General features: G+C 27.2%; 8 protein-coding genes. 7 read left to right on the top strand and 1 reads right to left on the bottom strand.

The window, feature by feature from the left end; all coding sequences use genetic code 11:
• Nucleotides 1-308: 308 nt before the first annotated feature.
• The 7 genes from QOZ93_RS07805 (at nucleotide 309) to uraA (ending at nucleotide 6,200) form a co-directional block, all read left to right on the top strand.
• Nucleotides 309-1,001 carry a 5'-methylthioadenosine/adenosylhomocysteine nucleosidase gene (locus QOZ93_RS07805; protein WP_307355760.1) on the top strand — a complete coding sequence of 231 codons (693 nt, stop codon included), beginning with the start codon at nucleotides 309-311 and terminating at the stop codon, nucleotides 999-1,001.
• Nucleotides 1,002-1,012: 11 nt separating this feature from the next.
• Nucleotides 1,013-1,828: a 3-deoxy-7-phosphoheptulonate synthase gene (gene aroF, locus QOZ93_RS07800; protein WP_307355759.1), complete on the top strand. Its 816-nt coding sequence runs from the start codon at nucleotides 1,013-1,015 to the stop codon at nucleotides 1,826-1,828.
• 148 nt (nucleotides 1,829-1,976) lie between these two features.
• The gene (locus QOZ93_RS07795) at nucleotides 1,977-2,576 is read left to right on the top strand and encodes a TraR/DksA C4-type zinc finger protein (protein ID WP_307355758.1); all 600 of its coding nucleotides are present in this window, start codon (nucleotides 1,977-1,979) and stop codon (nucleotides 2,574-2,576) included.
• Nucleotides 2,577-2,649: 73 nt separating this feature from the next.
• Nucleotides 2,650-3,096, top strand: coding sequence for a signal peptidase II (gene lspA, locus QOZ93_RS07790; RefSeq protein ID WP_111941819.1), 447 nt, complete (start codon nucleotides 2,650-2,652; stop codon nucleotides 3,094-3,096).
• Complete coding sequence (locus tag QOZ93_RS07785; protein ID WP_307355757.1) at nucleotides 3,096-3,995, top strand: RluA family pseudouridine synthase; 900 nt, start codon at nucleotides 3,096-3,098, stop codon at nucleotides 3,993-3,995. The genes lspA and QOZ93_RS07785 overlap by 1 nt, the downstream gene beginning before the upstream one ends.
• A 293-nt stretch (nucleotides 3,996-4,288) precedes the next feature.
• Nucleotides 4,289-4,828: a bifunctional pyr operon transcriptional regulator/uracil phosphoribosyltransferase PyrR gene (gene pyrR, locus QOZ93_RS07780; RefSeq protein WP_111941824.1), complete on the top strand. Its 540-nt coding sequence runs from the start codon at nucleotides 4,289-4,291 to the stop codon at nucleotides 4,826-4,828.
• A 76-nt stretch (nucleotides 4,829-4,904) separates the two neighbouring features.
• A complete protein-coding gene (gene uraA, locus QOZ93_RS07775; RefSeq protein ID WP_307355756.1) occupies nucleotides 4,905-6,200 on the top strand; it encodes a uracil permease in 1,296 nt (431 codons plus the stop codon).
• A gap of 65 nt (nucleotides 6,201-6,265) precedes the next feature.
• Here the strand turns inward: uraA and QOZ93_RS07770 are convergent, their stop codons facing one another.
• Nucleotides 6,266-7,987, bottom strand: a complete 1,722-nt coding sequence (locus QOZ93_RS07770; protein ID WP_307355755.1) for an Rqc2 family fibronectin-binding protein — start codon at nucleotides 7,985-7,987, stop codon at nucleotides 6,266-6,268.
• Between the last annotated feature and the right edge of the window lie 83 nt (nucleotides 7,988-8,070).

The raw sequence follows: 8,070 nt of genomic DNA, 5'->3' as shown, positions 1-8,070 counted from the left end.
ATTCTTGATACAATCTTAAACAACAAATATATTGAAAATCTTGGTTACAGAAGTATATCTAAAAGATATCAGCTAATACATAATTCTTAATGAACTGCCGTATACCGAACGGTACGTACGGTGGTGTGAGAGGACGCTAAATAAAATAATTATTTAGCTCCTACTCGATAATAAAATTTTATAAAGTTTCTTATAATATACTTTAAGTTGACAATAGAAATTTTATTATGTATTCTATAAAGTGTATTTTTATATAAAAAAGAGACAATTGTTAATTGATATGTTTTATAAATTTGGGAGGAATATATATGGCAATAGGTATTATTGGAGCAATGTGTGAAGAAACAGAAAAAATTATAGATTCCATGGTAGTTTTAAGAAGTACAAAAAAAGCTAATATGGCTTTTAATGTAGGTCTTTTACATGAAAAGGAAGTTGTTGTTGTAACTTGTGGAATAGGTAAAGTAAATGCAGCTATTTGTACTCAAATTTTAATAGATGATTTTCATGTAGAAGCGGTTATAAATGTTGGTATAGCAGGTGGAACAGAAATAAATTTATATCCAGGAGATGTTGTAATTGGAACAGAACTTGTGCACCATGATGTAGATACATCTTTCTTTGGAGATAAAGTTGGTCAGGTTCCTAGATTAGATACATATACTTTTAAATGTGATAAAAGATTAATAGATTTAGCGAAAGAAGCTACTAAAGAGATAACTGAACAAAAATGTTATGAAGGACCAATTGCCTCAGGAGATCAATTTATAGCTACTAGATCAAAATTAGAATGGATACATGATACATTTGATGCTTTTGCTTGCGAAATGGAAGGTGCAAGTATAGCACATGTAGCTTACTTAAATAAAATTCCTTTTATAGTAATCAGATCAATTTCAGATAATGCTATTAATGGTACTCATGTAGATTATGAAAAGTTTAAATGGATCGCTGTTGAAAATTCAGTAAAAATTATAAATAACATGATAAAAGCTATGTAGGTGAATTCATAATGAAAAATTTGAAAATACATAGAGATAAAGGTCCTAAAATACAGATTAATATACATGATTTCACCATTGGTGGAGATGAAAAAATTATTATTTCTGGTCCTTGTGCAATAGAAAGTTATGAGCAAATGGATGAAATAGCTAAAAATTTAAAAGCTATGGGTGTTCATATGTTAAGAGGAGGAGCTTTTAAACCAAGAACTTCACCTTATGATTTTCAAGGCTTGGGAGAAGAGGGATTAAAAATTTTAAAAGAAATAGGTAAAAAATATGATATGCCTATAATAACAGAAATTTTAGATCCTAGAGATATAGAAACTTATAAAGATTATATGGATATAATTCAAATAGGATCAAGAAATATGTATAATTATTCATTATTAAAAGAAGTAGGTAGACAAGAAAAACCTGTACTTTTAAAAAGAGGCATAAGTGCTAATATAAAAGAATGGTTAATGGCTGCTGAATATATTGTAAATGAAGGTAATGAAAAGGTTATATTGTGTGAAAGAGGTATTAGATCATTTGAAACTATTACTAGAAACACATTAGATTTAAATGCCGTAGCATATGTAAAAGAAAATTTTAGATTACCAATTATAGTAGATCCAAGTCATGGTACTGGACTTAGAGAATTGGTTAAAAATATGTCTATAGCTGGACTTTGTGCTGGTGGAGATGGACTTATAATAGAAAGTCATATAAATCCAGATAAAGCTATATCTGATGCAAGACAAACCATATCTATGGAAACTTTAAAAGATATAGTTACTTGTATAAAAAATATGGAAAATGTAGGTGTTTTTACACAATTGTAAATTTAATTTATAAATTAGTAATATCATATATAAATAGGTTAAAAGATTTATTCCTAAGAAAAATTAAACATAGTATCCATTAGAAAATTTCATAAATTTTTCAGCTTATCTTAAACTAATATTAAATAAGATAAGGAGGAGAAGATTAATGGATACAAGTGATAAAAATATATATAGAGATAGATTGATTAATGAAAGAAGAAAACTAAATAATGTTGTAAGATCATTACAAAGTGAAAATATTTTAAGTAAAGATCAAGATTCCACTGAGTTATCAAGTTATGCAAATCATCCTTCCGATCAAGGAGCCGAGATGTTTGAAATGGAGAAAAACTTAGCACTAGAAGAAAATGAAAAAGTTATAATGGATAAAATAGATAATTCTCTTCAGGCCATGAATGATGGAACTTATGGTGTATGTAAAATATGTGGAAAACCTATTTCAAAAGAAAGATTAGAAACTATTCCTTATGCCGATTGTTGTATTGATTGTCAAAGAGAATTTAACTCTTCTCATAATGGTGAAAAAAGACCAGTTGAAGAAAATTATATAGATTATACCTTTGGATATGATAGAAATGAACAAAGTGCTGAATATGGCATGAGAGAATGTTATGCTGATGTATCTATGACTAACTATATGCCTATGGAAGATGAATATGATAATTATTCAGATGAAGACAATGAAGGTTTTGTGGAACCTATTGAAAAAATAAGTAATGAACAATATAAAAATCAGTTACCATAAGTGAATTTTATACCTCCGAAAAGAATTATATATTTCTTTTCGGAGGTATATATAATAAAGGGGTATAAGTTTTATGGAAATTATTATTATTATTTTAGGAATTATACTAGATAGAGTAACAAAAATTTGGGCTAGTTCTTCTTTAACTAATTCCTCTGTAGAAGTTATTCCAAATTTTTTTAAATTAGAGTATTTAGAAAATAGAGGAGCAGCTTTTGGTATTTTACAAAATAAACAATGGTTTTTAATTGTATTTACCTCATTAATTTTAGTTTTTGTAGCTTATTTTTTAATAAGATATAGAAAACAAAATCATAAAATAATAAACATTAGTCTAAGTATGATTATAGCAGGTGCTTTAGGAAATTTATTTGATAGAATTGTATATAAATATGTTATAGATTTTATTTGTGTTCATTATAAAGATATTTACTATTTTCCAACTTTTAATGTAGCAGATATGTTTGTTGTAATAGGTACTTTTCTTTTAGCGATTTATATTATAAAGGATGGTAAGTAATGGAGCAAAATATAGTTGTGGATAAATCTTTTGAAGGTAAAAGATTAGATTCGTTTTTGGCAGAGTATTATGAGGATAAATCACGTAATTATTTTCAAAATTTAATAGATGATGAAAAAGTGTTAGTTAATAATAAGATTGCTAAGGGTAAATATAAAATTAAAGAAGGAGATAATATCCATATAGAAAGAGTAGAACCTAAGACATTAGAAGTTGTACCAGAGGATATTTCTTTAGAAATTTTATATGAAGATGAAGATGTAATCGTAGTTAATAAGCCACAGGACATGGTAGTTCATCCAGCACCAGGAAACTATTCAGGTACTTTAGTTAATGCTCTTTTATATCACTGTACTGATTTATCAGGAATTAATGGAGTTATAAGACCAGGAATTGTACATAGAATAGATAAAGATACGTCTGGCATATTAGTAGTAGCAAAAAATGATTTTGCACATAATGCCTTAGCAGAGCAACTTAAAGAGCATTCTATGAATAGGATATATATAGCTCTTTGTGAGGGAAATTTAAAAGAAGATACTTTGATTATAAATAAGCCTATTGGTAGAAATCCTAAAAATAGATTAAAAATGGGTGTAGTTGCTGATGGAAAAGAAGCTAAGACACATGTTTTTGTTAAAGAAAGATTCAAGGAACATACATTAGTACAATGTAAGCTAGAAACAGGAAGAACTCATCAAATAAGGGTTCATATGGCTAGCATAGGACATCCTTTAGTAGGAGATCCTCTGTATGGTTTCAAAAAACAAAAATTTAATCTACAAGGTCAAGTATTACATGCCTATTTATTAGGGTTTATTCATCCAAGAACTAAAGAATATATGGAATTTAAAAGTGAAATACCTGAATATTTTAGAGAATTATTGAAAAAAATATAAATTTCAGTTGAAAATTAGAATAGTTTGTGATAATATACTTTAAGAATAAAGTTTCCTTTAAATGATCCAGGGAGATCATAAGGTAATATATAGTAGAACTATATCTATAAGTAATATTATAATTTTATGTTATAAAAATTTTTGTTTTTGGTTATATTAGATATGGTTATATTATTTGAGTGTAAGAGTGTATTTATACATTAAATAAGTATATCTATACCTTGATTCCCTGGGAGTCAAGGTATTTTTTATTGTAAAGATTTATATTAATTAAAGTATAACGGAGGAATAAAATGAATTTAAAAGCAGAAATTTTAGATGAAAAAGGCATTCGTAGAACATTAACTAGAATATCTCATGAGATTATTGAAAAGAATAAAGGTGTAGAAGATATAATTTTTATTGGAATTAAAAGAAGAGGAGAACCAATAGCAGATAGAATAGCTAATATAATCGAAACTATTGAAGATATAAAAGTTCCAGTAGGCTCTGTTGATATTACATTATACAGAGATGATTTATCAGAGTTATCAGAACAACCTAAGATTAATGATGATAACATAGGTGTAGATGTACAAGATAAAACTGTAGTATTAATTGATGATGTAATTTACACAGGAAGAACTGTAAGAGCAGCTATGGATGCAATTATAGCACATGGAAGACCTAAAATGATACAACTTGCGGTTCTTGTAGATAGAGGACATAGAGAATTACCTATTAGACCAGATTATATAGGAAAAAATATACCAACTTCTCATAAAGAACTTGTTTCAGTAGAATTAAATGAATTTGATGGAGTAGATTCTATAAAAATTTATGATAATAATTAATATAACATAATTGTTAATTTACTATAAACTAAAGTTTTACTTTATAAATTTGCTATAAGGCAAAGGGGGAATATTGATGAAAGATTACGTAGATGTAGAAGAAAGATTGTCTATAGGGAAAACTATACCCTTAAGTTTTCAACATTTATTTGCAATGATTGGAGCAACAATATTAGTTCCAATGTTAACAGGATTAAGTCCTTCCATGGCATTGTTTGGAAGTGGGGTAGGAACATTAATTTATATATTATGTACTAAAGGGAAACTTCCAGCATATGTTGGTTCATCATTTGCATTTATTGTACCAATGCAAATGGCAACGGCAGCCTATGGTGTAAATTCTATGATGTCAGGAATTATAGCTTCCGGTTTTATATATGTAATAGTAGCTTGTATAATTAAGTTTATAGGAGTAAATTGGTTAAATAAGTTATTACCACCTATAGTGGTTGGGTCTGTTGTAATTGTTATAGGGCTTTCACTAGCAGGAGTGGCAATAAATTGGGCAGGTTTAAATCCAGCATATTTTACAAAAGACAATATAGCTGAAGTATTACTTAATATTCCAAGGTATAAATGGATAATTGTATCACTTACTACTTTAGGAATTGGTATTATAGGAAGTATGTATTTTAAAGGATTTTTAGGAGTAATTCCAATTCTTATTGCTATGATAGTAGGATATTTTACAGCTTTATTTATAGGCCTTATACCTCAAGAACATGTAGATAAGATAATAAATGCTCCATGGTTTGCATTACCAAATTTTATCGCACCAAAGTTCAATTGGAATGCTATTGTACTTATGCTTCCAGTATCCTTTGTAACATTATCAGAACATATAGCACACGTTTATGTTACCAATAATGTTGTAGGTAGAGACTTTACTAAAGAACCAGGATTACATAGATCTATCTTAGGTGATGGACTTGCAACTTCTTTTGCTGGATTCATAGGAGCACCTCCTAATACAACATATGGAGAAAATGTTGGAGTTATGGCAATTACTAAAATTTATAGTGTTTGGGTTATAGGTGGGGCAGCAATTATAGCTATAATACTTTCAATGCTAGGTAAGGTAACAGTTATACTTCAAAATATACCATTACCAGTTATGGGTGGAGTTAGTATTCTTCTGTTTGGTATTATTGCTTCCTCAGGATTTAGAGTATTTGTAGAAGATAAAATAGATTTCGGAAAGAAAAAGAATTTAATTATTGCATCAGTAATTATAGTTTTAGGTATAGGTGGAGCAGAAATTGATATTCCAATGGCAAATGGTTCAACAATTCAAATTGCACAAGTTGCACTAGCAACATTAGTAGGAATTGTTTTAAACTTAGTATTACCAGATAAAAGTAAAACAGAATAATTAATAAAAAATAATTTATTAAAATAAAAGGCAGATTTCGTTTATAATGAAATCTGCCTTTAAAGTTATTTTTCTATAAGTTCTAATTCAGGTTTTTTAGGTTCTATTATAATGGTTTTATTTGTGTAGTATATTACCATTCCTGGTTTAGCTCCACTAGGTTTTTTTACATTCTTTACTTCAGTATAATCTATTTCAACCTTAGAGGATTCTCTACCTTTACTATAGTAAGCAGCTAAGTTTGCAGCTTCTTCCAAAGTTTTATCAGAAATTCCATGATCATTTTGAATTATTACATGAGAACCTGGGATAACCTTAGTATGCAACCAAATATCTTTCTTTCCAGCTAATTTTAATGTTAAATAATCATTTTGTAGATTATTTTTACCTACATATATATTTGTTCCATCAGAGGATACAAAATGATAAGGTTTTGATTTACTTTTATCTTTAACTTTTTTCTTACTGAATTTAATATACCCAGCTTCAATAAGTTCTTTCCTAATTTCTTCTATTTCAGAAGAGGTTTCTACCCTATGAATGTTATTTAAAACAGAATTTAAATATGTTAATTCTTCTTCCGTATGTTCTATATTAATTAAAGCCATTTCTTCTGACTTTTTTAGTTTATTGTATTTTTTAAAGTATTTTTGAATATTTTCAGAAGGCGTCTTATTAGGATCTAATTTTATCGTTACATTTTCTAAGTTTTCACTATAATAATTTTGTACATCTACAGAATTCATTCCCTTAGATAACATATATATATTAGAAGTTAATAATTCACCTTTTAATCTTAATTCATCTTTCTCTTCACATTCTTTTAAAGTTTTTTGTAAAATGGAAAGTTTTTTAGTGCATCTATCTATATTATTTGTAACAAGTTTTTGAAGATCTGCACTTTTAGAATTTAGTCTATCATATTTATCTTTTTCATAGTAGAATGTATCCAATACGTCAGAAGGAGAATCAAAAGAAGTTTCCGAAACTATGTTATCATCATTTAAGTTAAAGCAGTGAAAATCTAAGATACCTTTGTTTCCATAATAAATATTAAAATTAAAGTTTCCATTTTCTAATTTAGATTTTAAATTTTTTAAGAAAATTTCTAGGTTTGCTAAAGAGAAATCATTATATTCCTCTAAAAATCCAGTATATAAACTAAGAGAAACTTTTTTACTTACACCTTGAAAATTTTTAGAGAAGAAGTCTTTTGTAAATTCAAGGTCTTTGAAAGTCTCTTTAAAGTTTTCAAAGTTATAAGTTAGAAGATTAATTTTATCACTCTTTGGAGGATACACATATTCAATTGAAGGATATAGACTTCTATAACTGTTAATTTCAGAAGTTATATGTTTTATAGAATCCATAATAAGATTATCTCTGTCTCTTACTAAAGTTATATTACTATGTCTTCCCATGATTTCAATTATTAAAGTATATATACTATTAAAACCTAATTCATCAGTACTTTCAAAATTAATTTTAAGTACTCTATCTAATCCTAATTGTTCTATAGATAAAACTCTACTATTTGCTAAATATTTTCTAAGTACCATACAGAACATAGGGGCTTTTAAAGGATTTTCTTTAATATTATTAGTAAAGTGTACTCTAGGATAATTTGAACTAGCACTTATTAATAATCTGTGATTTTTTCTATTCTTTTTAAATGTCAAACAAACTTCATCTTTTTCAGTTTGATTAATTTTTTCTATTTTACAATTTATCATTAAGTTGTTTAATTCTTTTTCTATACTATTTAAATAAAGTCCGTCTAAAGGCATGCTATTCACCCTTTCTCAATGTATTTTAAGCTAGTTTATATTACATTTATGCATTATAATTATAATATACTAAGAATTATACT

Source organism: Hathewaya limosa (assembly GCF_030815255.1).
Taxonomy (GTDB): Bacteria; Bacillota; Clostridia; order Clostridiales; family Clostridiaceae; genus Hathewaya; species Hathewaya limosa.
Note: the sequence above shows the minus strand (reverse complement) of the source record. Positions and strands in the feature narration are given on the sequence as shown.

Bases quoted from the DNA above. Each gene is read 5' to 3' on its own strand.
- QOZ93_RS07795 (WP_307355758.1), top strand. From the start codon at position 1,977: ATGGATACAAGTGATAAAAATATATATAGAGATAGATTGATTAATGAA.
- uraA (WP_307355756.1), top strand. From the start codon at position 4,905: ATGAAAGATTACGTAGATGTAGAAGAAAGATTGTCTATAGGGAAAACT.
- aroF (WP_307355759.1), top strand. From the start codon at position 1,013: ATGAAAAATTTGAAAATACATAGAGATAAAGGTCCTAAAATACAGATT.
- QOZ93_RS07805 (WP_307355760.1), top strand. From the start codon at position 309: ATGGCAATAGGTATTATTGGAGCAATGTGTGAAGAAACAGAAAAAATT.
- QOZ93_RS07785 (WP_307355757.1), top strand. From the start codon at position 3,096: ATGGAGCAAAATATAGTTGTGGATAAATCTTTTGAAGGTAAAAGATTA.
- pyrR (WP_111941824.1), top strand. From the start codon at position 4,289: ATGAATTTAAAAGCAGAAATTTTAGATGAAAAAGGCATTCGTAGAACA.
- lspA (WP_111941819.1), top strand. From the start codon at position 2,650: ATGGAAATTATTATTATTATTTTAGGAATTATACTAGATAGAGTAACA.
- QOZ93_RS07770 (WP_307355755.1), bottom strand. From the start codon at position 7,987: ATGCCTTTAGACGGACTTTATTTAAATAGTATAGAAAAAGAATTAAAC.